We start from the raw sequence: 24,182 nt of genomic DNA, 5'->3' as shown, positions 1-24,182 counted from the left end.
TGACGGCAAAATGAGTATCAGGTTGAATTTGAATGGAGCAAGACACAGCTCCGCTGAAGGTTGTTACAAATCGAGGGTCAATAAAAAAAATTGAGAAATTCGGGTTTAATATTTGCAAAATAATGTTTTAAATGATAATTTCAAAATTATTAGAAGAGTCAAAACTGCTTTTCTATTTTTTGTATAATAACCCAATGTTTACTGTGCTGTATCCATATGCCTTCCTATAGCGCATCACACATTTTGAATCTTCAATTATCAATTAATTTCTGTTTATGCAATCCAACGTTACAAAACCCGGTTTATTAACGAAGCTCCAAACCTCATCTGTAGCCAGATCCTTAAAAGAAAAAATCCTGCTTAAAATAAAATCACGCTACCGGATAAGCGTAGATCTCGGTATTATCAGCATCACCGGTATTAACAGCATAAAAATAAAGCCTGTTAGCTTACATAATAACGCCCGGAATATGATATGCGAAACCGGCAGCATCCAGGTTAAGTTCAGCTGGTATTCCCTTTTAAAAGGCAGAATAAAATTGATCGCTGTAAAAATATCTGATTGTAAAATTATTATTAACAAAAGAGAAGCTATACCTGCAAGTACGACAGCTAAGAGTACGGTAGTTGCCAATCCCCAGGATATGATCAGAAACTTTTACAAGCGCATATCCACCCGGGTAGATACTGCTTTTGAATCGATTCCTCCGCAGGTCAACATGGAGAACCTGGAAATAATTTTTTCGGGGCCCAAAAATGTACAGGTAAAAATCAGTTCGTTTGCTTTGAACAAACGCTATTACAACACGGCGCCAGACGCCCGTCACCTGGATGGACGCTTCCAGCCAAAAGGAATATCCAGGAAGCTGGTTGCGGAAAAACAGCTGACAATAGATGTAGGTAATTTCACCATGGTGGCTGATCTACAAACAGATACTCCCTCCACCACAGTAACCGCCAAACAATTAACATTGAAGCTTAGCCGGGGTAAAGACGAAAACAACGGGATCTCTTATGATCTTGAAACCAATACGCATGACCTCACCTTGCACAATAGTAAGGTAAGTAATCAGCAGGCATTTGCGTGTGACCTGGGCATGATGCTGTATGCCAAACCCGACTTAGAAGGATTTCATATCGACCGTCAATCCAGTTTTCATCTGAATAATCTCAGATTCCCCTTCTACCTGGATCATTTCTACAGGGAAAATGACATTATCGAGTTGGGAGTAAACCTGGTTTCTTGTCAAATGGAGGATATATTGAAATCTTTTCAGGACTTCAGCACACAAAGTTTATACAGGAGTTCGTTTTCCGGCACCCTGGGCTTCCTTTCCCGTCTACGGTTTGAGTTAACCAACTCATTCAAAAGAGAATTTGAAATCAAACTGGATAACAACCTTCGCATTTTGGATCATGGCGGCGCAGACTATTCTTATTTAAAACAACCTTTTGTTCATACCGTCTATGATGGAGATATCGCTGTAAAATCAATTAACCTTGACAGCGGCAATTCTTTTTTCCTTCCACTGGACAAGATATCAGCAGATCTTAAAAAGGTAATTATCTGCACCGAAGACCCTCATTACTACACTCACAAAGGAATTGACTCCGAGGCTATTTTTCTTGCTATGGCATCCAATATAAAAAGCAGGAAATTAAGCCGCGGCGCCAGTACCATAACCATGCAGGTGGTCAGAAATCTTTTCCTGTATCATAGAAAAAATTTTCAAAGAAAAATAGAGGAAGTTATACTGACGTGGTACCTGGAAGAAGTGTTTTCCATTGGAAAGGACCGGATACTGGAGATATACCTTAATATCATTGAGCTGGGTCCGGGTATCTATGGCGTCCAGGAAGCTGCTTACTTCTACTTTGACAAACCGGCTAATCAGCTCACCCTGACCGAATCGCTTGCCCTGGCTTATATTATACCAAGACCAAAATTCTTCCTGGAAGCCCTTAAAATGAATTCACCGAAATTAAGAAAGAACCTGACAGCACACATCCTGCACAATTCAAAAGTGATGCTTAAAAAGGACATCATCTCTTTAGAAGAATTTGAAAACATACAATACAAAATAACATTTGCACCCGGCCTGGGAGAGTTAAACCTGACAGTAGCGGAGGCTACTGTCACCGGTAGTTAACCTCACCAAACGATATAAATCATTAATCAGATAAGACAGCCATCTGGGATTCGGAAAAAATGTTCTCCGTATGTCCATCTGCGTAAGCTGGTCTTGACAAAGAAAAATAGGTATGTTGCAGGAACCGGCTGTAAAGCTCACTGGACCTGAGTTCTTTAAGTATTTCGAGACATTTGATTTCATAGTCGCCGAATAATTCCCGGAATGAAACAGTTTCGACATCCCCTCCCAGATCCAGAAATTTTAACTTGATTTTTCCTCTTGTCAAAAATTTCAACCTGAATAACCTATTGGTTCCCGGCTGGTATCTTTTGATGGTTGTCCACATGATCTCGTCATCCTTCATAATGTCCCATTTGAACCAGTTTCTGTGGAGAAATAATATTTTTCCGGCCGGGTCATGTTGTACCATTGACATACCGCAGAAGCCAACGGTAGACTCTTCCATTCCACATAGTCCTACGCCATCTGCAATCATATAATAAGGAGTATGCAGCGCTTTCCACGCAAATCTGAAGGTATCTTTATCTCCCAATAACATCCTGTAATAGTCTTTTTTATTCAGGTTAAAATGCAGGCAAAGGTTCAGCTCTTTCCAGCATTTTTCTTTGTCAATCAATAGCTGTCCGCTCTCCTGCTCTATCGAACCATCCTCTCCGGAATCAATAATTTTCCAAATAGGGTTATGGCGGTCAGTTGTCCAGAAGTCGGGCCAAAAAACCGTTCCATATTCCTGGTATTCTTTACTGTCAAACAGGAATGCAGGATCTGAGATACAATTATTATCGGCATCCAGGTATAACACTTCCCTGAAATCACTTTGTAGAATGGCAAATGGCTTCATGGCGTAGCTCGTGAGTGCAGCAAGATTGGTTGTTGTGTAATCCTGGCAATTCCTGCACCTTACATCCAATCCTTCCAATGCCGTGATGACCTCTGCATTCAGCTCTATTCCGGTATACCATACTTCTATCGGGAGTGTGCAGCCATTTCTTCTCAACATATTGATGTTGATCCAGGCACAGGTAAAATAACTCACGCCCCCGGCACAAATTACAATTCCTCTTCCTGAAAAACGGGCAGGAAAAGGTTCTGTTTCAGTTACGAATTTTTTCCATTGGGTATTTAATTTCCTGATCCATTGTCTATTACCTGTGCAATGGACTTTCCTCACACAATCATCCGTAAATGTTGACTTTCCTTCTTTTAAAGATCCGGAAGTGCGCCTTTTAAAAAGTTGGAGAAACTTAGTCGTGAGCATAATAGTAGTGTCGGGTTTAAACAAATTAACAAATCCGTGGCATCAGACTAATATAGGAAATAATTTGAAAATTATTTTCTAAATACAATCAAAGGGACTAGAAGATTCAAATGATTGCGCAAGAGTTTGACAAGATTTTTAAGCCCTCCCGTAAACAACCAAATGGAATATACTCCTCAGGGAATAAAAAAGTGATTATGAAATATAGAAAAAGAGTACGTATTTTGTAATACCTTTGAGCAAATAATATGCAGGAACAAAAAGGGAAATATGAAGGCTTACAGCATGATGAACTGGGAATAAAGGTTCGCTCAAACGACAATCCTTATCTTTCAGCTGATATTCAAAACAAGATCCTGCAACCCCGCAGATTATCTTCTTATTTTATTGTATTAATTGAAAGTGGTTCAATTACATACAATATAGACTTACAAGACCTTACGCTTACTGACGGGCACCTGCTTTTTGCAATGCCCAATCAAATTTTGACGCCACCCGCTAAAACAGACCATCTCAAATATTTCAAATTACTGTTTGATGAAAATACATTGGCCTTGTTGCCACAACAATTTCCTTTTTTAGTCAACCCTTTAAATGCACCGACCATAGCTCTTGACAGTGCTGCAAAAAAAAGAGTTATAAAGGTTTTTGGGATTTTAAATGAAATACTCTACCTAGATAAATATGAAACCGATACTGAAATAATATTAGCTTATTTGAACTTATTGCTATCAGAATTAAACAGCGCCTATTTCAAAAATAAAGAACACGGCAATATCTTAAATGCAAACCTTTCAAAGTTTATTGAATTCAAATTAGTTGTGGAAACATCCCTTACAGAGCAACCTTCTATCAACGCAATAGCAGAAAAATTAGCTTTATCTACCAACAGTTTATACCGGATTGTAAAAGAATACGCCGGCACATCGCCCAAAGACTATTTTATTAACCGCCTGATGGCGGAAGCTCAGAGAGAATTGCGGTATTCTAATATTTCCATCAAAGAATTGGCCTACGAATTGGGTTTTAATGACCCCGATTATTTTTCAAGGCTCTTCAAAAAAAGCACAGGAAAAAGCGCCAGTGAATTTTTACCCAGGCAAGATTTGTCGGGAGAATAAACAGATTTGTCCATCCCCGCTATTTTTGGCCCCTCTACTTTTGCTTTATAAAATTCATACAACATGAAATTTGCATTAGTAACAGGAGCCAACAAAAGCATTGGCTTTGAAGTTGCACAGCAACTTGCTCAGGAAGGAATGTATGTTTACCTCGGCAGTCGTAATTTAGAAAACGGCGTTGAAGCCGTTGGTAAACTAAAAGCAAAGGGATTAAACAATGTAGAAGCTATTCAGCTTGACATTACAGACGATGAATCAGTAATTAAAGCCCGTGAAGAAATAGGTAAAAAAACAAACGTGTTGGACATACTTATTAATAATGCGGGTATTTATGGTGGTTCCCCACAAACAGCACTTGATTCAACGATTGACCAGTTTAAGGCAGTTTATGACGCAAATATCTACGGTGCAGTGCGGGTTATACAGGCATTTATTGATTTATTGAAAGAGTCGTCAGCACCCCGCATTGTAAATGTAAGTTCAAGTCAGGGTTCAATTACCCTCCACAGCGACCCAACATATAAATACTACGACTACAAAGGCGCTGTATATCTTTCTTCCAAATCAGCCTTGAATATGTACACGGTGGTTTTGGCATACGAATTTAAAAATACCAACTTCAAAATAAATGCCGTTTGCCCTGGATTTACAAAAACAGATTTTAATGGACATCGTGGACCCGGAACGGTTAAAGACGCCGGAAAACGGATCGCAAAATATGCGCTGATTGACAATGATGGCCCTACAGGGAAATTTTTCAGTGAGGAAAATAATCCCGAAACAGGAGCAATACCCTGGTAGTGGGCAGGTGATCTGGAATAGATTTTGTGCCCTGGTATCCCGTATATGAGTACACAAAATCTCAACATACAGATCCTGGCGGCACCTTCCATATTGGGGCTCCGCACGAATGGCGTGCAGGACCTGGCAGCTGCCCTGCTGGAATCCGGCCTCGGCCGGCAGCTGCAGCCCGAACATCCGGTGCTGCACCTGGCTACCCTCAACGCGCAGTACAGTGCCAAAAGAGACCCTGACACCCACTGTCTCAACCCGGTGCCGCTGCGCGATTTCTCTATCGAGCTGGGAAAAGCCGTCAATTTACTGCTGGATAAAGACCGCTTCCCGCTTATATTGGGCGGCGATTGCAGCATCCTCCTGGGTATCATGTCAGGTCTCAAAGCCCGTGGTAAATATGGGCTGATCTTTATAGACGCACATGCCGACTTCTACGAACCCGAAAAATCGGTAACCGGCGAAGTGGCGGATATGGACCTGGCGATTGTTACCGGTCGGGGACCGGATATACTTACCAACATCAACAACTCAAAGCCCTATGTGCAGGATGACTACGTGATTCATATCGGCCAGCGGGATTGGGAGGAGACAAAAAAATACGGCTCGCAGGATATCCGCGAGACCACTATCATCCGTTATGACCTGGAAAAGATAGAAAAGGAGGGAATAGAACAAGTTACCGCTGCTGCAATAGCAGACCTTGATCCCGGTCTGGATGGCTATTGGATGCATTTTGATACCGACGTATTGGCTGACGAGTTGAACCCCGCAGTAGAATATCACCTACCCGGCGGCCTTGATTTTAAGCAGTCGGAATATTTTATTCACCAACTTCTGCGTACCGGCAGGATCATTGGTCTTGATGTCACCATCTTCAACCCCCGCTTCGATACTACCGGACAGATCGCCCAAAATATTAGTGATACCATTGTGCGTGCCTTCCGTTCCTGTTAATGATAAATATAGATTTTAGTTGTCGGTAATAGTGGCTATCCTTTAGGGAAATGTAAGCTCGATAACGAGTAAACAACGCTTCTAATTTTACAGGCAGATTGGAAACATTACAATTGCGGCGTCACATTAAATGCGGAACGAATAAATATTTTCAGATTATTGTCCTATTATCTTTTTCTTATGATTTTGGCCCCACCGAATCATTGCATCGATTACTTCCTTTAATGTTCCAGCGTACTCGGTTGAAGAATACTCAACGGTAACAGGTTTGGTGTCGCAAACCTTCCGGTTCACCAGTTGGTTCATTTCAAGCTCGTGTAATTCCTTAGACAATATCCGTGGAGAGATACCCGATTCTCTTGACAGTTCGCCAAACCGCTTTGTTCCGCCATTTACTAAGATCGAAAGGATCAGCAATTTCCATTTTCCATTCACAACATACAGCGTGTCCTGGATGGCAGAATGCACAGTATCACACGCGACATCTGATGATTTACTTTTCATACTATCCTGTTTGTAACTACTTACCTTTTGGTAATTGGTTACAAATATACCCTATTAAATGCAACCTTTGTGTTTCATTATTAATTTTTCAAAAATGGACAAGTTTAGAAATAAGGTAGTAGTCATAACAGGCGGGAATAGCGGCATTGGTTATGCCACGGCAAAGGAATTCAAAGCGCAGGGTGGAACGGTAGTGATCACAGGAAAAAGAGAAGCCGCGTTGGATGAGGCTGCAAAAGAGCTGGATGTGAAGGGGAAACTGGCCGATCAGTCCAATCTGCAGGACATTGATGACCTGGTGATTGATATAAAAGGCTCATTAGGCAAAGTCGATGTTTTGTTTATCAATGCAGGTGTGGCCTTTTTTGCGCCAATTGAACACACCTCAGAAGAACAGTTTAACACCATGACTAATGTCAATTTTAAAGGGAGCTTTTTTATGCTTCAAAAATTCATTCCCATCCTCAATGACGGGGCATCTGTCATCTTTTTAACCTCGGGTAATACCGCGCTTAATATGGAAAATAGTTCAGTTTATTCAGCAAGCAAATCTGCAATTGCTCATTTGGCAAAAATTGCGGCGAAGGAGCTTGCTTCAAGAAAAATTCGGGTAAACACCGTTAATCCAGGCCCGACCGAAACCGAAATGCAGGGTAAATTCGGCATGGACGAGGCCACATTACAAGGCATGAAAAATATGATCATTAGCCAGGTGCCGCTTGCAAAAATGGGTGTGCCCGAAGATGTAGCAAAAATGGTAGTCTATCTTGCCGACAATAACGTATCATCTTTTATTACGGGAGCGGAATTTTTCATTGATGGAGGAATGGGTTTGTAATTTCAAAAACAAATAAACATGACAGTAAAAACAAAAAATATCATCGGCTGGATTTTAAGTGGAATAATTGGCTTGATGCTGATTGCATCAGCCGCCGATAAGATTTCAGCCAGTGCGCATGCCTTGCAAATGGGAGCGTCCTTTGGGCTTACGGCCAATACCTATTCTGTACTTGGAATAATTGAAATTTTATCCGTTGTATTATTCTTGTTTCCAAGAACAGGAATTTTAGGCATGTTATTATTATCGTCGTATTTAGGGGGAGCGATTGCGACACATTTACAGCATCAACAGAATATTATATTCCCAATGGCAATAGAGGCGTTGGTTTGGATTACTGCTGTGATCCGATTCCCCGAATTGGCGACAAGAATGAGAAACAACAAATCTAAAAGCAACCAGTTATAATGAAGATATTTTTAACAGGAGCTACTGGCTGAATGGAAGTGTTATAGCGGAAAAACTAATCCGTTCGGGGCATCATGTCATTGGCCTTGGCAATTCGGGCAAGACACTATATCATTCGAAGCATAATCATAGTTTATCTGGTCTAATATAGTAAAAATACACTGATTAGTATTGCAATATATGCATTGCATTGCCCCGAGAGGAAAGACGTTCGTCGGCACATATGTCGGGAATAAACAAACATACTTGACCGTATAGAATGTAAAAGAAATTAAGAAACCGCAAAGGGCTGGCTTTTGCTTTTTTGAGTCACCTGAATTAATTAGGATCAATATAGATCCGCTAAACAGGTATCGAACCAAAAAGGCTTCAAAACAAATATGTTTTGAAGCCTTTTTCTCTTTCCAGTGATCCCCTTGGTACAAAACTCGAACCTTTTTGTCTTTGATTTACGAAAATTGGCCGAAATAGCCTAACTGTACATTCGTACTTTTGTAAAATATACAGTAATTGTAAGCATTCGGCAACCTCATTTTCTTAAAAAAGTTCTCATTAAAATAACCTTTCTTTATGGTAAGAAATATATTCTTAATATGAAAGGCATACACCAGGGTTCTGTTGAAAAAATCGTCGGAAAACTCTTTCTCCTTCTTTTGTTTATCTGTAATGCTGATCGTGTCAGGGGACAGTTAGCAGCTGATTCGCTAACAGCCGCGCTCACTACACAATACCAGCAAAACGGTTTTCCGGGATTCAGCGTATCTATTGTAAACAGTGATAGTATTTTATACGAACATGCGTTCGGATTCGCTGACCTTGAAAAAAACATTCCTTACACCACTACGACGGTACAACCAATTGCTTCTATCAGCAAACTATTTATTGGAATGGCAGTGATGAAAGCTATCGAACAAGGCCTGTTCACATTGGACACTGACATCAACAGTATTTTACCTTTTAAGGTACAACATCCGTACACACCTAAAATACCCATCACGTTAAAACAACTCGTTACGCACACTTCAGGGATAACAGATAACCCTGCTGCATACAAAAAGACATACTTATACAATCCCCCCTTGCAGGAAGACAATCCCATCTATAGTCTACTGAAATCAAAAGGTTACGGTGCAAAAGGCCAAGACACTACTTTAGGCGCATTTCTCCAGGATTATTTAAGCGCGTCTGGCACTTATTATTCAAATAATAATTTTGATAAAGCCGCACCAGGTAAAAGATATGAGTACTCCAATATCGGTTCTGATCTGGCGGCCTGGCTAATAGAACTTAAGTCCGGTATTTCCTTCGCTCAGTACACACAACAATACATTCTGCAGCCATTGCAGATGACACATACCACCTGGTCTACCGCCACCGCAGACCAGGCAAAGCTGGCAACCTTATACACCGGCCTCAAAGTCCCCTATCCAACATACAGTTCCGTTATGTATCCAGATGGCGGACTTACCACTTCTTGTCATGAGCTGAGTCTTTTTCTGAAAGAAAATATTGCAGGAAGGGAAGGCAAAGGAAAAATTCTTACTGCTGCCTCCTATGCCACCATGTTACAACCTGCCTTTTCAACTGCTTATAATCCAAAGAATATAGATCCAGGAGAGCCTAATATTGGTGTGTTCTATGCCATGAAAAAAAATGGTATCATCGGGCATAGCGGCAGCGATGGAGGAGTTACTGCTTTCCTTTTCTTTAGCCCCACCAAAGGTTATGGCATGTTATTAATCACCAATACAGAACTGGAAGGACTGAATGGCGTGAACAAAAAACTGCTGACAGGATTTGAAAAGATATGGGGCACTATGAGCCACTACGCAGGAAAATTGCACCCGGTTAAATGATAAATACATACGTTGTAAAGAGGTTATACAATCGAACCCGGCTAAAAACAAAACCCCGCGCTATGCGCGAGGTTTGTAAGTTGTCTGTGATCCCCTTGGGACTCGAACCCAAGACCCATACATTAAAAGTGTATTGCTCTACCAACTGAGCTAGGAGATCCTTTGCTGTTAAGCGGTTGCAAAAATAGGAATATTTTTATTCCTGCCAAATTTTTATTCAAAAATATCCCAAACCGGGCACCACAAAGTATTATAACACCTCCCACCCAAAAATAGTTCATTACATTTCTGTAAATGCCTTGTAATAAATTGATGTTACTCACCTATTTTTGTGAAGCTAAATTATACCCATGAAAACGTACTTTCAAAATAAAACGGTTGTCATCACAGGCGGATCGTCAGGAATTGGAAAAGCCCTTGTAACAGAATTACTGGGACATGGCGCTCATGTGGCTGTGTGCGGCAGAAAGCAGGCTGCCCTCAACGACCTGCAACAGGAAGTCAATAACACCCGGCTGTTTACTTTCGTCGCAGATGTTAGTGTAGAGGCCGAATGTAAAGCCTTTATCGAAAGTACCATCCGTCAATTCGGAAAAATAGATATCCTTATCAACAATGCAGGCATTTCCATGCGCGCCCTGTTCCGCGATCTGGATGTAAGCGTGTTGAAATCACTTATGGATATCAATTTCTGGGGAACCGTATACTGTACCAAATTTGCATATCCCTCTATTCAGGCTAACAAGGGAACGATTGTGGGAGTATCTTCCATTGCCGGGTACAGGGGCTTGCCGGCGCGTACCGGCTACTCCGCTTCCAAGTTCGCCATGCAGGGTTTCCTGGAAGCACTGCGCACCGAAAATTTACATACAGGCGTTAACGTGATGTGGGTATGCCCCGGATTCACGGCCTCGAATATACGTAACACCGCACTCAATCCACAGGGACAGGCACAAAGCGAAACCCCGCTGGACGAAGGTAAGCTGATGAGCGCAGAAGCAGTAGCAGCCGCTATTGCCACCGCTATCGCCAAACGTAAACGTACGCTGGTACTCACCAGCCAGGGCAAACTCACCGTGCTGTTAAGTAAACTCCTCCCCGGCTTCCTGGACAAAATGGTTTATAATCACTTTAAAAAAGAACCCGGTTCCCCTCTTCAGTAAGTAACCATTCTTTTCACTGTAGCCGTTAACGTTAGTGCAAAAAATTCCGCTTAAAATACGATCGCCTCGGCTTTTTTGTCTTTATTTGCACTAAGTTTAGTTCACTTAACCCCCAATGGCATCTTTTTTGGAAGGAAAGCGCACTTTTAATTTGCCATTCCGGATAAATGAAAAACGGATAGACGAGTGAGGACGGGAATTGATTCGTGGGTTTTGAACACTGGGATTTGGATTTAGATTTTCGGGCATGTCCATTATAACTTTAACATCAGACATAGGAATGCAGGATTACCTGGTAGGTGCCATCAAAGGGCAGCTCTGGCAATACTGCCCGGAATGTCATGTTACGGACGTCACACACCATATCAGCCCTTTCAATCTACCACAGGCTACTTATATCTGTAAAAGCGCCTTTGCCTATTTCCCGCTGGGCACCTTTCACTTTGTATTAATCAATTTATTCGATAAACGCCCGGATCATGTACTGGTAGCAGAACATAACGGGCAATACATCGGCTGCGCAGACAATGGCCTGCTCACCATGATTGCCGGAGGTATGCCGGAGAAGGTCATTAAACTGCCCCTTCCGCCGGATGCACCCAAAAATACATTTACCATCATCCAGCTGCTGGCATCCGCCGCCCGGGAGCTAAGCCGCGGCAAAGCCCTCGGTGAACTCGGCCCGCTCACCCAGCAGATCCACGTAAAACACAACCTGCAGCCACTTGTGGGCGACGACTTCATAGAAGGACAGATCATTCATATCGACAGCTTCGAAAACGTTGTCGTGAACATCACACGGCAACAGTTCGATATGCAGTGCAAAAACCGGAAGTTCCGCATCTTCTTCCGACGCGATGAAGTCATCAGCCAGATCAGCGAAACCTATGCAGACGTTCCCGAAGGCACCAAACTCGCCCTATTCAACGCTGCCGGCTACCTGGAAATAGCCATCAACAAAGGAAATGCCGCCGGCCTGTTCGGCCTGCAAGGCTTCCGCCGCGACCAGCTCACACAGCCAGCCGGATACCAGCAACTGTCATACTACCAAACTGTTAGAATAATTTTTCAATGATTAACCGTATCGTTAAAATGGAATTCGACCCGGGAAAAGTAAACACCTTCCGGGAACTCTTTGCCAAACAACAGGAACTCATCCGCCACTTCCCCGGATGCCTCCACCTCGAACTGTGGGAACACACCGCCTCCGGGAATACCTGGTTCACCTTCAGCCAGTGGGAATCTGAAACGGCACTCGAAAAGTACCGGCAATCCCCCCTCTTCCGGGAAACCTGGGCCGCCACCAAAGCGCTTTTCAATGCAAAACCTGCCGCCTGGACCGTCCAAACTGCCGTGAGCCTGTAACCAACAGCGCCTGATCATTGAATTATAATGCTTTTTTAATCTCCCGGAAAACTCCCTTCCGGCGCCCGGATGCGGCTAGCCAAAAGGGTAACAGCTAAAAAGATATTTACAAAAAGTTAAAACTGTTCGCCAGATTAGCATAATTTGCTGTTTTTTATATTTTTGTCGGACCTTAAAACAACCTTATGAATTTTAAAAGGACCAACAACATGGTCGGCTGGGTCATTTGCATCATCGCCTGCTTTGTTTACATTAAAACGATGGAAGCTACAGGCAGCTTGTGGGACTGCGGCGAGTTTATTTCAAGTGCTTACAAAGTACAGATTCCCCATCCGCCCGGAGCGCCATTGTTCGTGTTGCTTGGAAGATTGTTTAGTATGTTCCTGAAACCATCTCAGGCCGCCCTGGGCGTAAATACCATGACAGCCCTGGCCAGTGGTTTCACTATCCTGTTCCTGTTCTGGACCATTACCCACTTCGCACGCAGACTCATGGTGAAAGCCGGTGAAGAGATCTCCCGTGAAAAAATGATCGCTATCATGGGCGCAGGCGCCGTAGGCGCTTTAGCATACACCTTCTCCGATTCATTCTGGTTTTCCGCCGTGGAAGGTGAAGTATATGGTATGTCCTCCTTCTTTACCGCCATCGTTTTCTGGGCCATCCTGAAATGGGAACATGAAGCCGATGAACCCTATGCCGACCGCTGGATTGTCCTTATCGGATACCTCCTCGGCCTCTCCATCGGTGTCCATCTGCTCAACCTCCTCACCATCCCCGCCATGGTAATGGTGTACTACTTCAGACGCTTTAAAGTAACCGGCTGGGGAACCTTCTGGGCCTTTGTTATCGGTTGCGGCGTCACCGGCCTCGTGCAGAAATACCTCATCCAGGATACCGTAAAGGCCTCCGGATATATGGACGTTTTCTTCGTTAATAGCCTCGGAATGGGATACTTCTCCGGATTTACCTTCTATTTCGTACTCATCATAGCCTTACTGGTAATTGGTTACCAGAAGCCGAAGTTCGGTATCTACGCCCCCTTCATCGTAATCGCTACCATCATCCTGGTACCCGCATTTAACGAGGCAGGCTCCGGTGCTATCTTCTTCAAATTCCTGCTGGCCGCTTTCTTTATAGCCATCCCATACCTGCTGAAAGCAGTAGGCGTGAAAATGGATATATCCAGAACAGCACACTTCAGCCGGCTCACCATCTCCTTCGTGCTGTTCATGCTCGTAGGATACTCTACTTATATTACCACCATGGTACGTTCTACTGCCAATCCTTCAGTAGATATGTACAACGTAGATAACCCCATCTCCCTGGTAGGTTACCTCGGTCGTGAACAATACGGCGACTTCCCGCTGGTATACGGCCAGGTGTTCACTGCCCGCCCAACAGGGTACAAAGAAGGCGGCAACATCTACGCACGCGGTGCAAAAAAATATGAAATCGCCGGCAAGAAAATGGAACCGGAATATGACCCGGCTGATATGATGCTCTTCCCACGTGTTTGGGACGCCAGCAACGATCAGGGTCACGCCGATTACTACCGCACCTGGCTGGGCCTCCAGCAAGGTGAAAGACCAGGATTTGGCGATAACCTCAAATTCTTCCTGCAATACCAGGTGAACTTCATGTATGCCCGCTACTTCCTCTGGAACTTTGCAGGTAAACAAAACGACACACAAGGCTACGGCAACGTACGTGACGGTAACTGGATCTCAGGCATTCCGTTCATCGATAACTTCTTATATGGCGACCAGTCCATGATACCGGACAGTCTGAAAAATAACAAGGCTCACAACACCCTGTTCTTCCTGCCATTCATTCTCGGGGTCATCGGTTTCTTCTATCAATATAATAATCACCGTAAAGATACCCTCATCGTATCTCTCCTGTTCTTCTTCACAGGCTTCGCTATCGTCATCTACCTCAACCAGGCAGGTAACCAGCCGCGTGAACGTGACTACGCCTACGTAGGCTCCTTCTACGCATTTGCTATCTGGATCGGTTTAGGCGTACTGTCGGTATACAGCTTCCTGAAAAAGAGGATCAAAAGCGCCATCACCCCCGTATTGGCTACAGCTATCTGCCTGCTCGCCGTACCGGTATTAATGGCCTTCCAGGAATGGGACGACCACGACCGCTCCACCAAATACGTAGCCAGGGACGTGGCCAAAGATTACCTGGAGTCCTGTCAGAAAAATGCGATCCTGTTCACTGTCGGAGATAACGATACCTATCCCCTCTGGTACGCACAGGAAGTAGAAGGCATCCGCCCCGATATCAGGGTGATCAACCTCAGCCTCCTCGGGGTCGACTGGTACATCGATCAGATGCGCAGAGCCGTAAACCAAAGCCCTGCCATCCCAATGACCTGGTCTGCCGATAAATATAAAGGTGAAAACCGCAACTATATCCGCTTCTTCGATCCGGGAAATATTCCTGCCGACAAATACTTTAACCTGAAAGAAATCATGAACTTCATGGGAAGCGATGATGTAAACAGTAAAGTAACCACGCAGGACGGCGGCGCAGAAAACTTCCTCCCTACCCGTCAGCTGTTTATTCCGGTCGACAAACAAACGATCCTTGCCAACGGCGTAGTAGCGGCGAAAGACAGTGCGAAGATCCTGCCTTCCATGCCTTTCAAAATCACCAAAAGCTACCTGCTGAAAAACGACCTCGCAGTATATGATATCATCGCTGCCAACGACTGGAAACGGCCTATCTATTTCACCAGCCCTACCGATCTTGGCCTGAATGAATACATGCAAACCGATGGTCTTACCTACCACCTGGTGCCTTTGCCTAAAGCTACATCTACCGATCCGCTGGGCATGGACATCAACGCGAACGTAGGCGTGATGTATGATAACCTGATGCACAAATTTGAATTCGGTGGCGCTCAAACACGCGGTACCTACTTCGATGAGCCCAACAGGAAAATGATCATGTACCTCCGTCAGGCATTTACCAAACTATCTGTAGCCATGACGCAGGAAGGCGCCTCTAAAGACAGCGCCCTCAACGTGCTCCGCTACATGGACAAAAACATAATGGAAACCAACTTCCCTTATGCCATGACCACTCCGGGTAATATGCACAACTATACTTCTATTCAAACCATCTACGCCTACTATATGGCCGGTGATGCGAAAAGAGCAGAAGAACTGTCGAACCAGGTGATCAAAGACTGCGAACAGCAACTGCGCTACTACAGCTCACTGCCGCCAAACAGAATGACCAACGACTTACAACGCGATGGTCAGAATGCACAACAGTTCATTACCTGGTTAAACCAGATGAAAGGCGAGTTTGGCCCTAATGGTACCAAAAGAAACAAAGACGGCGCCGGCGCCATACAAGTAAATACGGAAGATTCTACACCGGTGCCAAAGCCGGCAGATTCAGCGAAGTAACCGTTCTTCCGGATATAAAAAAGAGAGCCCGTACCATTGGTACGGGCTCTCTTTTTTATCAACATTAATTACTCTGCTCTTAAACTCTTAACCGGGTTGGCCAATGCAGCCCTGATGGCCTTATACCCTACCGCTATCCACGCAATTAAAACGGACAATACAATAGCCAATACAAAAATGCCCCAGCCTATGTCTATATGATAGTGGAAACCAAGTAACCACTTCTTCATAAAATAATATCCCACCGGAGCTGCCACCAGGAATGCAATACCTATTAACGTGGTAAACTCCCTGGAAAACAGGTACAGTATGCTTTGTACAGAAGCCCCCAGTACTTTACGGATACCTACCTCTTTGGTTTTCTGTACCACCATAAAAGAAACCAGTCCATATAATCCAAGGCAGGAAATAAAAATGGCCAGGAAGGCAAATACCTTGAACAATGCCGCAGTAATGGCTTCAGCCCTGTAGAAGTTTCCTATCTGGTCATCAAAAAAAGTACAATCATAAATGTAAGTAGGATATACCGCAGTGAATATTTGCTCCACCTGCTTTAAGGTAGCGGGTACTTTTTCAGGGTTCAGGCGGAGCGCCAGTGTGCCATAATCATTATTATCAGCCGAAATTACAGATGGTGAAATCTCATCTCTCAGTGAATTATTATTAAAATCGCGTAATACGCCAGCCACCGGGAATTTACGGGAGCCGTTATCAACCGCAACTATTTTCCCGATAATATCCTCTGCAGAACGCAATCCCAGTTTTCTGACTACCGTTTCATTTACCAGTACTTCCCTGGTGCTATCGTCGGAAAATGGATAACGCCCTGCCACAAGGCCCAAACGGAATGTATTGAAATAACCGGTATCGGCATTAATCCGCTTCACACTGTAAGGCTGCCTGTTAGCTTCGTTATTATAATAGAAATCAGTGAAGCGCCCGAAATGGGAAGATGGCTCTATAGAGCATAAACTGCCCGCTTCTACTCCGGGCAGCTGCAAAAGCCGCGATTTCAGGTGGGAATATTTTAGTCTTAAAGTACTGTCGCTGGGCAGGTCAAGCAATACCACCGCTTCTTTTTCAAAGCCCATAGGTTTTTCCCTGAAATACTTCATTTGCTTTACCACCACCAGCGTGCCTATTACCAGCAACTGCGCTACCACAAACTGGAACACCACTAAAGCCCGGCGTAAGGAAATACCGTTTGCCGGCCGGATGCTGATCCTGCTCTTAATAGCGGCCACCGGGTTGAATCCCGAGAGCACAATAGCAGGGTAAAAACCAGCCAGGAAAGTAACTATCACACCGGATAATATTAAAAAGAGTAATATCGACGGATGGCGCAGCGGGTTCAACTCCAGCGTTTTTCCTACCAGGTTGCTCAGGTAAGGAATAGCCAGCCAGGCCATTATGCTGCCCAATATGATGGCGGAAGCCGTGATCAGGGCAGTTTCTCCCAGGAACTGTTTTAATAACTGGAGACGGTTACTGCCCAGTACTTTTCTGATACCAATTTCTTTGGCCCTGTTAACCGATTGTGCTGTAGCCAGGTTAATGAAGTTGATACAGGCCACCATTAATAGGAACAGACCGATGATAGCCAACGCCCATAGTTCTGTGGCCGACAGCGAGTCGTCTTTTACGGTAGCATAACGTTTGTCAAGATGCATTTCCTTCAGCGGCTGAAAAGTCAGGCTGCTAAAGCCTGTTGTCTGATTCACATCTTCCCGGTAATTATTTTTCACAAACGCCGGCAGTTGCGCCTGCAGCTTGCCTATATCATCTTTCGGGGAGGTGAGCGCAAAACATTGTGTTCCGCCACTAAGCGAGCGCCAGTCTTCCCGGGTTTGGCGTTCATGATCATCCATCCTGAGCCAGGTAGCATGAGATGCTGCCATGCGTACCGGCAGATCTGTGTTATACGGCAGGTCCTTAAAAACGCCGGTCACACGCAGCGGCACACGGTAAGACCATAGTTGTATTATTTTGCCAATGGCGTTTTTATAGTTGCCAAAATAGGCCTCGGCCATACTTTGCGTAAGCGCCACGGTGTTGGGCTCCTTTAATTCCGCTGCACTCCCATAGAGCCAGGTAAAATCGAAGATGTCGAAAATAGCAGGTTCCACAAAAAAGAGTCCCCCGCTTTCTTTAAATTTTTTCTCTTCTCCCCCGTTTTCCCCCGGAACATATACCTGCGCGCCGCCGATATATTCTGCAACCGCTACTTTTTCAAGGGAAGGAAAATCCCGTCGCATAGCAGATGCCAGCGGCGCCGGCACCATACTATGCCTCCACTTTTCACCGGTACTGCGGTTGGTGAAAGTAGTCACTACCCGGAAAATTCTTTCGCGCTTACTTTGATAAGTATCATAACTCATCTCGTTGCGGATCACGAGGAAGATCAGCAGGCTGGCGCCGATGCCCACGGCCAACCCTACGATATTGAGCAGGGAGAATGATTTCTTTCTCCAAAGAGTTCTGAATGATAATTTGAAGTAGCTATTGATCATAACAGGAAGTATTGCCGCTTTGCCTGCAAAAACCGGGACAGGAATATATTTGTTTAATTTTCAAAGAGATATAAAAAAAAGAAGGCGTGCGAATGTTCAGTAAAGAACAGGGAATGTCCGGTATTGAACATCCATAAAAAAATCCGGAGATCCCGGCCAGGCCGTTATCTCCGGATTAATTGTCCGTAAGGACAATAATTTATTACAGGTTGCTAACGATCGTTCTCCAGAACGCAGCGCTGGCCTTCACTTCAGGAACATTGTTATCCCAGTTGTATTCATATTCCGCAGAAAACAAACCTTTGAACTTCTGGGTTTTTAATGTTTCCAGCACTTTCGGCATCTGGCAAACACCATTACCCCAAACTACATCATGGGAATCAGCAGATTTGTTGTTCAGATCTTTGAAATGCAGGCTTACAATATGACCATCCAGCTTTTTGATACATTCTACCGGATCAAGGCCAGAGCGTACCCAGTGACCAATATCCGCACAGGCGCCCATTAATTTACTTCTACCTTTGATCGCTTCCAGTACCGTTTCAGGGTTCCAGTAACGGCTCGGTTTCGGGTGATCATGTATCGCCAGCTTAATCTGGTATTGATCACACAGGGAAGAGATCAGGTCCAGGTCTTCCGGCTTAGGCTCAGAAGTAATGCTCTGGATACCCATCCTGTTGGCAAAATCAAACAGCATACGCCATTCAGCAGCCGATTCCGGCACTACCACGCCAAATGCCTGCAGCACCTTGTGCTTTTTCTTAAACAACGCCTTTACTTCTTCCTGTTTGGAAGGCGACATATGGTAATCAAATTTACCTTCTATACCACCGCCAATCACTTGTCCGGGAAATGCTTCCACGTACTGGATACCACAGCTGTCCATCTTATCCAGCGCCTCTGCCAGCGTAAAATGATTGAATGTCCACGCCTGCGCTCCCAGCTTCCATCCCAATGCATCTGCCCTGCTCTGGGCAACTGCCGATTTTGCAAATAATGCAACCGCCAGGCCGCCTGCCAGGATCAACGCATTTCTCAGTTTTTTCATATAGTTATTTTTTTGATGATTGAAAGTAGTTGGTTTCAATCTAAAATGCAAGTTTTAAGCGAAGAAAAATCCGCGGAGGATCGCCTTCGGCGATTTTTAAATTGTCTTACTGCCTGATTACGCTGATTATACTGATCAGGATGATTTGATTATGTTTTGATTATAATGGATTTTATAAAGGATGAAAGAATATATAAGCGGATATCAGCTTTTATCTCTCTTAATTATTATTAATCATAAAAAAAATCAAGCATAATCAAATCATCCTGATCAGTATAATCAGCGTAATCAGGCAGTAAGACAATTTAAAAATCGCCGAAGGCGATTCTCCGCGAAAAGTGGTAAATTTAATTCAGAAGATGAGCTAAGCTATGAGAGGAATACAATTTACCAGGTTCAACCCGGACGAAAACAAAAAACCACCTTTCCAGAAATTACTGGACCTTTTTACCCAACTCCTCACCTACACCAGCGGAGACGTGTCAGAAGCCCTGCAATGGCTCACTGAGCTGGACAACGAATATAATCTCACCAGCCAGGATTACGGCATCGGCGATTTTATCCAGGAGTTGAAAGATAAAGGATACATCCGCGAAAACGAGGAAAGCGGCGCCATAGAAATTACTTCCAAAGCAGAACAAACCATCCGTAAAAACGCATTGGAAGAAATCTTCGGTAAACTGAAAAAATCAGCTACCGGCAATCATAATGTCCGCAAATCAGGCATGGGCGACGAGCTCAATGCCGAAACACGCCCCTTCGAATTTGGCGATGGCGTGGATCAGCTGGATATTACCGCCTCCATCCGTAACGCACAGATCAATCACGGTATAGACAGTTTCTCCATCAGCCAGGACGACCTGGAAGTAAAAGAAACCGACTTCAAAACACAAACGTCTACCGCCCTGATGATCGATATCTCCCATTCCATGATCCTTTACGGGGAAGATAGGATCACGCCCGCTAAAAAAGTGGCCATGGCCCTGGCAGAACTGATCACCACCCGCTACCCGAAGGATACCCTCGACATCATTGTGTTTGGAAATGATGCCTGGCAGATAGAAATCAAAGACCTTCCCTATCTGCAGGTCGGCCCATTCCATACCAATACTGTAGCAGGACTGGAACTGGCCATGGACCTGCTCCGCCGCAGGCGCAACCCGAACAAACAGATCTTTATGATCACAGATGGAAAACCCACCTGCCTGAAAATAGGATCACAGTATTATAAAAACAGCTTTGGCCTCGACAGGAAAATACTCAACCGTACCCTCAACCTGGCCGCCCAATGCAAAAAGCTGAAAATTCCCATCACCACCTTTATGGTAGCCACCGATCCGTGGCTCCAGAAGTTCGTAACAGAATTTACCGAAACCAACAACGGTAAAGCATTCTTTTCCGGCACCGATAAACTGGGACAGTTTCTTTTCCGCGACTTCGAAAGCGGCAAAAGAAAGTTTTATTAATAGTAAACAGCAGCATAGACAAAAACGGATCCCCGCATCCGCCAACAGCTACTGCCAATTTGTAATGCGTAATTATTAAAGATGAACACAAACATAAAAACACTAGGCGAACTCAAAAAAAGCGGCTATAAACCAGTTTCCGTAAAAGAAGAAATCAGGCGTAACCTGATCAGAAAATTAAAAGAAAAGGAAAGCACTTTCCCCGGCATCATCGGCTATGAAGACACGGTGATCCCCGACACCGAAAGAGCCCTCCTGTCAAGACATAATATCCTCTTCCTCGGTTTACGCGGCCAGGCCAAAACACGCATGGCCCGCCAGATGACCGACCTCCTGGATGAATATATTCCCGTAGTGGAAGGATCTGAAGTAAATGATGATCCCTTCCACCCGCTCTCCCGCTACGCAAAAGACCTGATCGCCGAAAAAGGCGACCAGACGCCCATCACGTGGCTTCACAGCAGCGCACGGTACGGCGAAAAGCTGGCTACACCAGACGTTTCCGTTGCCGACCTCGTAGGCGATATAGACCCTATCAAAGCCGCTAACCTGAAACTCAGCTACGCAGATGAAAGAGTGATCCACTTCGGGATCATCCCCCGGTCAAACCGCGGCATCTTCGTCATCAACGAACTACCCGACCTCCAGGCACGTATACAGGTATCCCTGTTTAATATCCTTCAGGAAGGCGATATACAGATCAGGGGCTTCAAAGTGAGAATGCCGCTCGATATCCTGTTTATCTTCACCGCTAACCCGGAAGACTATACGAACCGCGGCTCTATTGTAACCCCGCTGAAAGACAGGATCGAAAGCCAGATCATTACCCACTACCCGAAAACAATAGAAAACTCCCTGCTCATCACAGAACAGGAAGCCGATATCCACGAAGATCAGCAAGCCAAAGTACAAATCGCCGATATGGTAAAACGCCTTATCGAACAGGTGTCCTTTGAAGCCCGCTCCAGCGAATACGTTGATAAGAAAAGTGGTGTTTCTGCCCGCTTAACCATCGCCGCCTACGAAAACGCGGTGAGCGCCGGCGAACGCCGCGCCATCATCAACAAGGAAAAGGAAACACAGGTGCGCATCGCCGATCTGCAGGCCATCATCCCTGCCATCACCGGCAAAATAGAGTTGGTATATGAAGGCGAACAGGAAGGTCCGCTCCAGGTGGCCCATAACCTGCTCGACAAAGCCATCCGCACCCTCTTCGCCATCTACTTCCCCAACCCGGATTCCTTCAAGAAAAAGAAAGCCGGCGCACCTGCTGAAAACCCCTACCGCAGCGTTATCCAGTGGTTCGATAAAGGCAATTCCGTTCAGCTCCTGCAGGATATCAGCGACAAACAATACGACGCTACCCTCAGCAAAGTAGACGGACTGAAAGAACTCATCAAAGCCCGCTTCCCGAAAGCCAACAGCAAAGAAGCCCTGCTGCTCATGGAATTCGTACTGCACGGCCTGTCGTCCTACTCACTTATCAGCAAAAAAGTAGTAGAAAACGAAACCCGCTTCAGCGACCTGCTGGGCACCATGATGAACTTCAGCCTCGGCGGCGAAAGCGGCGAGCCGGAGGAGGAGTAATCGCCTTCGCGGATTTTGTCTTGGCTCAGGATTACGCTGATTTTACTGATTAACTGGATTTTTACTTTTGGATTTTATAAAGGATTAAGGGAGATAGAAGCGGATATTCGCTTTTATCTCCCTTAATTATATTAATTATATTGAATCTGAAAAAAATCCAAAAAATCCAAGTGGATATATTCGCTTTTATCTCCCCTAATTACTATTTTAAGAAAATCTAAAAATCAAAAAAGTAAAAATCCAGTTAATCAGTAAAATCAGCGTAATCCTGAGCCAAGACAAAATTCGCATCGAAGGCGATAAACTCCACTTTTTTCCCTATTTTGTATTTTTAATTGTCAATTTAACAATTCCACATTCCACAAAACGTTTTATTACATGAATAACTCCCGTAGAAACTTTATCAAATCCGCCTCCACCCTGGTGGCAGGAGCAGGATTGGTGTCTGCACTGCCAGCCGGACTGCAGGCATTCCCATTGCGAACCGTAGCCGCCAGCGACCGGCTCAATATCGCCGCCATCGGTATTAACGGTATGGGATGGGCCGACCTTACCTCCATGCTGAAAAACCCTGCCGCACAATGCGTTGCCCTCTGCGACGTAGATAAAAACGTGCTGGATAAACGGGTCGCCGAACTCGCACAAAAAGGCATCAAGGTAAAAGCCTACAGCGATTACCGCAAGCTCCTGGAAGACAAAAATATCGATGCCGTTGTTATCGGTACACCTGACCACTGGCACTGCCTGCAAATGACAGACGCCTGCGCCGCCGGTAAAGATGTGTATGTAGAAAAACCCATGGGCAACTCCATCATAGAGTGCCGCTCTATGGTAGGCGCCCAACAGAAATATAACCGCGCTGTACAGGTGGGGCAATGGCAACGCAGCCAAAAACACTTTAAAGACGCCATCGAGTTTGTACACTCCGGCAAACTGGGCAAAGTACGCCTGGTAAAAGCATGGGCCTATATGGGCTGGATGAAGTCCATTCCCGTAAAACCGGACGGCACCCCGCCCGAAGGCGTGGATTATAAAGCCTGGCTGGGACCGGCCACTACCCGGCCCTTTAACCCCAACCGCTTTCATTTTAACTTCCGCTGGTATTGGGATTATGCGGGCGGCCTGATGACCGACTGGGGCGTGCATCTGCTCGACTATGCCCTGCTGGGTATGAAATCCGGCGCACCAAAATCCATCATGGCCGCAGGCGGTAAGTTCGCCTACCCCGATGATGCCGCCGAAACACCGGATACACTCACCACCGTTTATGAATTCGATGACTATAACATCCAGTGGGAACAAGCTATAGGCATTGATGGCGGCCCTTACGGACGCGATCACGGTATTGCCTTTATCGGCAACAACGGTACACTGGTGCTGGATCGCGGCGGATGGGAAGTGATCCCCGAAAAAGGGAAAATGGAAGCCGTACCACGTCAAAAGTCCGTTGATAACGGCCTCGACCTCCATACCACCAATTTCGTGGAAGTAGTGAAGTCCAGGAAACTCGACGACCTCCACGCCTCCGTACAGGTAGGCTCCCTCGTAGCCACCACCGCACAAATGGGGAATATCGCCTATCGCACAGGTAAAAAAGTATACTGGGATCAGCAAACAGGTAAATTTACCGACAGCGATGCCAATAAACTGTTAGCAGCCCAATACCATAACGGGTACCATCTGCCTAACGTTACCGCCTGAACGAAAACACATATTTAAATATCATCTACC

General features: G+C 45.0%; 18 protein-coding genes and 1 tRNA gene. 14 read left to right on the top strand and 5 right to left on the bottom strand.

What is annotated here, in order from left to right:
• Window positions 1-644 precede the first annotated feature (644 nt).
• Window positions 645-2,150: a transglycosylase domain-containing protein gene (locus AB6805_RS30895; RefSeq protein ID WP_370913298.1), complete on the top strand. Its 1,506-nt coding sequence runs from the start codon at window positions 645-647 to the stop codon at window positions 2,148-2,150.
• Window positions 2,151-2,172: 22 nt separating this feature from the next.
• Here AB6805_RS30895 and AB6805_RS30890 read toward each other — a convergent pair whose 3' ends face one another.
• The gene (locus AB6805_RS30890) at window positions 2,173-3,411 is read right to left on the bottom strand and encodes a hypothetical protein (RefSeq protein WP_370913297.1); all 1,239 of its coding nucleotides are present in this window, start codon (window positions 3,409-3,411) and stop codon (window positions 2,173-2,175) included.
• 248 nt (window positions 3,412-3,659) lie between these two features.
• On the opposite strand from AB6805_RS30890, the gene AB6805_RS30885 reads away from it, so the two are divergent.
• From AB6805_RS30885 to AB6805_RS30875, 3 genes are all read left to right on the top strand, one after another.
• Entirely contained in the window at window positions 3,660-4,532 is an 873-nt protein-coding gene (locus AB6805_RS30885; RefSeq protein ID WP_370913296.1) for a helix-turn-helix domain-containing protein, read from the top strand.
• Between the two features lie 63 nt (window positions 4,533-4,595).
• Window positions 4,596-5,333 (top strand): SDR family oxidoreductase, encoded by a 738-nt coding sequence (locus AB6805_RS30880; RefSeq protein WP_370913295.1) that lies wholly within the window; start codon window positions 4,596-4,598, stop codon window positions 5,331-5,333.
• Window positions 5,334-5,378: 45 nt separating this feature from the next.
• Window positions 5,379-6,281: an arginase family protein gene (locus AB6805_RS30875; protein WP_370913294.1), complete on the top strand. Its 903-nt coding sequence runs from the start codon at window positions 5,379-5,381 to the stop codon at window positions 6,279-6,281.
• A gap of 156 nt (window positions 6,282-6,437) precedes the next feature.
• Here AB6805_RS30875 and AB6805_RS30870 read toward each other — a convergent pair whose 3' ends face one another.
• Window positions 6,438-6,785: a winged helix-turn-helix transcriptional regulator gene (locus AB6805_RS30870; RefSeq protein WP_370913293.1), complete on the bottom strand. Its 348-nt coding sequence runs from the start codon at window positions 6,783-6,785 to the stop codon at window positions 6,438-6,440.
• Window positions 6,786-6,879: 94 nt separating this feature from the next.
• Here AB6805_RS30870 and AB6805_RS30865 point away from each other — a divergent pair, with 94 nt between their 5' ends.
• From AB6805_RS30865 to AB6805_RS30855, 3 genes are all read left to right on the top strand, one after another.
• Window positions 6,880-7,623 carry an SDR family oxidoreductase gene (locus tag AB6805_RS30865; protein WP_370913292.1) on the top strand — a complete coding sequence of 248 codons (744 nt, stop codon included), beginning with the start codon at window positions 6,880-6,882 and terminating at the stop codon, window positions 7,621-7,623.
• Window positions 7,624-7,641: 18 nt separating this feature from the next.
• Window positions 7,642-8,031: a DoxX family protein gene (locus AB6805_RS30860; RefSeq protein WP_370913291.1), complete on the top strand. Its 390-nt coding sequence runs from the start codon at window positions 7,642-7,644 to the stop codon at window positions 8,029-8,031.
• 593 nt (window positions 8,032-8,624) lie between these two features.
• Window positions 8,625-9,887, top strand: coding sequence for a serine hydrolase domain-containing protein (locus AB6805_RS30855; RefSeq protein WP_370913290.1), 1,263 nt, complete (start codon window positions 8,625-8,627; stop codon window positions 9,885-9,887).
• Window positions 9,888-9,974: 87 nt separating this feature from the next.
• Here the strand turns inward: AB6805_RS30855 and AB6805_RS30850 are convergent.
• Window positions 9,975-10,047 (bottom strand) — tRNA-Lys (locus tag AB6805_RS30850).
• 190 nt (window positions 10,048-10,237) lie between these two features.
• Here AB6805_RS30850 and AB6805_RS30845 point away from each other — a divergent pair.
• The 4 genes from AB6805_RS30845 (at window position 10,238) to AB6805_RS30830 (ending at window position 15,840) form a co-directional block, all read left to right on the top strand.
• Window positions 10,238-11,050, top strand: coding sequence for an SDR family oxidoreductase (locus tag AB6805_RS30845; protein ID WP_370913289.1), 813 nt, complete (start codon window positions 10,238-10,240; stop codon window positions 11,048-11,050).
• Window positions 11,051-11,297: 247 nt separating this feature from the next.
• On the top strand, window positions 11,298-12,125 hold the full coding sequence (locus AB6805_RS30840) for an S-adenosyl-l-methionine hydroxide adenosyltransferase family protein (RefSeq protein WP_370913288.1): 828 nt from the start codon (window positions 11,298-11,300) through the stop codon (window positions 12,123-12,125).
• A 17-nt stretch (window positions 12,126-12,142) separates the two neighbouring features.
• On the top strand, window positions 12,143-12,415 hold the full coding sequence (locus tag AB6805_RS30835) for a putative quinol monooxygenase (protein WP_370913287.1): 273 nt from the start codon (window positions 12,143-12,145) through the stop codon (window positions 12,413-12,415).
• A 185-nt stretch (window positions 12,416-12,600) separates the two neighbouring features.
• A complete protein-coding gene (locus AB6805_RS30830; RefSeq protein WP_370913286.1) occupies window positions 12,601-15,840 on the top strand; it encodes a DUF2723 domain-containing protein in 3,240 nt (1,079 codons plus the stop codon).
• Between the two features lie 68 nt (window positions 15,841-15,908).
• On the opposite strand, the gene AB6805_RS30825 is transcribed toward AB6805_RS30830, so the two are convergent.
• Both AB6805_RS30825 and AB6805_RS30820 read right to left on the bottom strand, forming a co-directional pair.
• Window positions 15,909-18,350 (bottom strand): ABC transporter permease, encoded by a 2,442-nt coding sequence (locus tag AB6805_RS30825; protein WP_370913285.1) that lies wholly within the window; start codon window positions 18,348-18,350, stop codon window positions 15,909-15,911.
• A gap of 202 nt (window positions 18,351-18,552) precedes the next feature.
• The gene (locus AB6805_RS30820) at window positions 18,553-19,398 is read right to left on the bottom strand and encodes a sugar phosphate isomerase/epimerase family protein (protein ID WP_370913284.1); all 846 of its coding nucleotides are present in this window, start codon (window positions 19,396-19,398) and stop codon (window positions 18,553-18,555) included.
• 371 nt (window positions 19,399-19,769) lie between these two features.
• On the opposite strand from AB6805_RS30820, the gene AB6805_RS30815 reads away from it, so the two are divergent.
• The 3 genes from AB6805_RS30815 to AB6805_RS30805 all read left to right on the top strand — a co-directional run bounded on the left by AB6805_RS30815 (window position 19,770) and on the right by AB6805_RS30805 (window position 24,152).
• Window positions 19,770-20,864: a VWA domain-containing protein gene (locus AB6805_RS30815; RefSeq protein WP_370913283.1), complete on the top strand. Its 1,095-nt coding sequence runs from the start codon at window positions 19,770-19,772 to the stop codon at window positions 20,862-20,864.
• A gap of 81 nt (window positions 20,865-20,945) precedes the next feature.
• Window positions 20,946-22,451: a sigma 54-interacting transcriptional regulator gene (locus AB6805_RS30810; protein WP_370913282.1), complete on the top strand. Its 1,506-nt coding sequence runs from the start codon at window positions 20,946-20,948 to the stop codon at window positions 22,449-22,451.
• Window positions 22,452-22,829: 378 nt separating this feature from the next.
• Window positions 22,830-24,152 carry a Gfo/Idh/MocA family protein gene (locus AB6805_RS30805; protein WP_370913281.1) on the top strand — a complete coding sequence of 441 codons (1,323 nt, stop codon included), beginning with the start codon at window positions 22,830-22,832 and terminating at the stop codon, window positions 24,150-24,152.
• Window positions 24,153-24,182 lie beyond the last annotated feature (30 nt).

It is taken from the genome of Chitinophaga sp. RCC_12 (assembly GCF_041360695.1).
GTDB lineage: Bacteria > Bacteroidota > Bacteroidia > Chitinophagales > Chitinophagaceae > Chitinophaga.
This window is presented reverse-complemented; position numbering and strand designations above follow the sequence as displayed.

Bases quoted from the DNA above. Each gene is read 5' to 3' on its own strand.
- AB6805_RS30880 (WP_370913295.1), top strand. From the start codon at position 4,596: ATGAAATTTGCATTAGTAACAGGAGCCAACAAAAGCATTGGCTTTGAA.
- AB6805_RS30885 (WP_370913296.1), top strand. From the start codon at position 3,660: ATGCAGGAACAAAAAGGGAAATATGAAGGCTTACAGCATGATGAACTG.
- AB6805_RS30825 (WP_370913285.1), bottom strand. From the start codon at position 18,350: ATGATCAATAGCTACTTCAAATTATCATTCAGAACTCTTTGGAGAAAG.
- AB6805_RS30865 (WP_370913292.1), top strand. From the start codon at position 6,880: ATGGACAAGTTTAGAAATAAGGTAGTAGTCATAACAGGCGGGAATAGC.
- AB6805_RS30835 (WP_370913287.1), top strand. From the start codon at position 12,143: ATGGAATTCGACCCGGGAAAAGTAAACACCTTCCGGGAACTCTTTGCC.
- AB6805_RS30840 (WP_370913288.1), top strand. From the start codon at position 11,298: ATGTCCATTATAACTTTAACATCAGACATAGGAATGCAGGATTACCTG.
- AB6805_RS30830 (WP_370913286.1), top strand. From the start codon at position 12,601: ATGAATTTTAAAAGGACCAACAACATGGTCGGCTGGGTCATTTGCATC.
- AB6805_RS30895 (WP_370913298.1), top strand. From the start codon at position 645: ATGATCAGAAACTTTTACAAGCGCATATCCACCCGGGTAGATACTGCT.
- AB6805_RS30820 (WP_370913284.1), bottom strand. From the start codon at position 19,398: ATGAAAAAACTGAGAAATGCGTTGATCCTGGCAGGCGGCCTGGCGGTT.
- AB6805_RS30805 (WP_370913281.1), top strand. From the start codon at position 22,830: ATGAATAACTCCCGTAGAAACTTTATCAAATCCGCCTCCACCCTGGTG.
- AB6805_RS30875 (WP_370913294.1), top strand. From the start codon at position 5,379: ATGAGTACACAAAATCTCAACATACAGATCCTGGCGGCACCTTCCATA.
- AB6805_RS30870 (WP_370913293.1), bottom strand. From the start codon at position 6,785: ATGAAAAGTAAATCATCAGATGTCGCGTGTGATACTGTGCATTCTGCC.
- AB6805_RS30815 (WP_370913283.1), top strand. From the start codon at position 19,770: ATGAGAGGAATACAATTTACCAGGTTCAACCCGGACGAAAACAAAAAA.
- AB6805_RS30860 (WP_370913291.1), top strand. From the start codon at position 7,642: ATGACAGTAAAAACAAAAAATATCATCGGCTGGATTTTAAGTGGAATA.
- AB6805_RS30810 (WP_370913282.1), top strand. From the start codon at position 20,946: ATGAACACAAACATAAAAACACTAGGCGAACTCAAAAAAAGCGGCTAT.
- AB6805_RS30855 (WP_370913290.1), top strand. From the start codon at position 8,625: ATGAAAGGCATACACCAGGGTTCTGTTGAAAAAATCGTCGGAAAACTC.
- AB6805_RS30890 (WP_370913297.1), bottom strand. From the start codon at position 3,411: ATGCTCACGACTAAGTTTCTCCAACTTTTTAAAAGGCGCACTTCCGGA.
- AB6805_RS30845 (WP_370913289.1), top strand. From the start codon at position 10,238: ATGAAAACGTACTTTCAAAATAAAACGGTTGTCATCACAGGCGGATCG.